The organism is Citricoccus alkalitolerans, assembly GCF_039528175.1.
Taxonomy (GTDB): Bacteria; Actinomycetota; Actinomycetes; order Actinomycetales; family Micrococcaceae; genus Citricoccus; species Citricoccus alkalitolerans.
The window spans coordinates 288-1,864 of record NZ_BAAALH010000001.1 but is presented as its reverse complement, the minus strand read 5'-3'; the positions used below and the strand labels follow the sequence as shown (position 1 = coordinate 1,864).

The following is a 1,577-nucleotide window of genomic DNA, read 5'->3' as shown; positions in this document are numbered from 1 at the left end:
CTCCCGGCCGGCGTCTCGTGGTCGGGGTGACAGGATTTGAACCTGCGGCCTCGTCGTCCCGAACGACGCGCGCTACCAAGCTGCGCCACACCCCGTGGAGAGTGGTTCCATGCCGAGTCCGGCGGGGAACCACAGTGGTCTATCCTAGCCGTCCGTTCCCGGATTCACCAAAACGATCCGTGGAGGTGAGCGGCACGGACACTAGACTGGTCACGTCAGCAGATCAACTCAGGCGAGACGGAGAGATGTGGCCACCGAGGCGGAGGGGTTCGGCGCTTTCAGGGACTTCCTGGCGTCACGCCCGAACCTGATCGGCCTGGCTGCCTTCCTCATCGTCTTCATCGGAGTGGGCCTCCTGTCCGATTCAATCCTCGCGGCCTTCCTCGCGGCGGCGCTGGGATACGGTGCGGGCCTGATCCTGACACCGGATCACCGCCAGACCTATTCGTCCGGCATCCCCGTGCACGGCGCAACCCAGGAGGAGATGGACCGGCAGCTCGCCGAGTTCCGCCACCGGGTCCGGAACCATCGCGCCCAACTTCCCCCGGCCTCCCAGCACGACCTGTCCATGATTGCCGTCCACCTCGGCGAGATGATCGACCGCTGGGATCTCGTCCAACAGGCTCCGGAGCAACGCCTGTCCATCGAGTCCCTCGTGTACCAGTACCTGCCGAGCACGCTGGACGTGTTCCTCCGGCTGCCCGACTCGGCCAAGCCGGCTGCTGCCATGGAATGGACCCAGCAACTGCAACTACTCGCGACCGAGGTCTCCCGCAGCCGGGACACCGTCCTGAAGCATGACCTCGAGTCCATGCGCAACAACGGACGGGTGCTCGAGCAGAAGTTCGAGGACGGGGACCTCAAGATGTTCCGGGAGAACGGCCTCTAGGCCCCCTCTCGGCCCTCCCCCGGTTCGGCGAGACTGCCTCCGGCGTAGCGAGTGAACGCCCCCAGGACCGCGGTCCACTCTTCCAGCCACGACGTCGGCTCACTCCCCCGGACGCTCAGCTCCGCTCCACCACGGGGACCGCCGGACCAGGACAGATAGAGCCGGACGGGCGAATCAGCCGCCTCCCGATGACCACCCCACCAATCCAGCTCAAGGGCACCCTCCGCCGCCCCCGCCAAGACCGCCCACTCGTAGGGGGGATTCTGATCACCGGCCGGGCCGTCCGCATCCTCCTCCAGCAGCGCTCCGTCACCGAAGTACACGTGCCCCGCCTCCCCGGTGGCACGAAGCCCCCGCGGCCACCAGAGATGGGTGTCATCCACGAACGCCCCGACCGCCTGATCCAGGTCCAGCGGGATGGAGGCGTTCAAGGCATGTGTGGCCTCCGCAGAGGCCGGGCCACTGTTCACCACCGTTCCGGGCACCACGTCCCCCGTCGAGTCTCCCGCATCCGGGCCTGGAGGACCATGCTCGCCACTGGTGGGGACGGCGAACGGGTCAAGGAACGGGCTCTCAGACATGCCCTCATCAAACCATGCCGGCCAGGCCCTGAAGGCGCGTACGGGGAGCTGCTGTCCATGATCTGACCCAGCATGGTCTGTTAAACACAGAAGCCCTGGACCGTGAG

2 protein-coding genes and 1 tRNA gene are annotated in these 1,577 nt (G+C 66.7%); 1 reads left to right on the top strand and 2 read right to left on the bottom strand.

Annotation, left to right across the window (positions count from 1 at the left end; translation table 11 throughout):
* Positions 1 to 18 precede the first annotated feature (18 nt).
* A tRNA-Pro gene (locus ABD134_RS00015) sits at positions 19 to 95 on the bottom strand.
* Positions 96 to 247: 152 nt separating this feature from the next.
* On the opposite strand from ABD134_RS00015, the gene ABD134_RS00010 reads away from it, so the two are divergent.
* A complete protein-coding gene (locus ABD134_RS00010; protein WP_344225609.1) occupies positions 248 to 889 on the top strand; it encodes a hypothetical protein in 642 nt (213 codons plus the stop codon).
* Here the strand turns inward: ABD134_RS00010 and ABD134_RS00005 are convergent.
* The gene (locus tag ABD134_RS00005) at positions 886 to 1,470 is read right to left on the bottom strand and encodes a hypothetical protein (RefSeq protein ID WP_344225608.1); all 585 of its coding nucleotides are present in this window, start codon (positions 1,468 to 1,470) and stop codon (positions 886 to 888) included. The genes ABD134_RS00010 and ABD134_RS00005 overlap by 4 nt on opposite strands.
* Between the last annotated feature and the right edge of the window lie 107 nt (positions 1,471 to 1,577).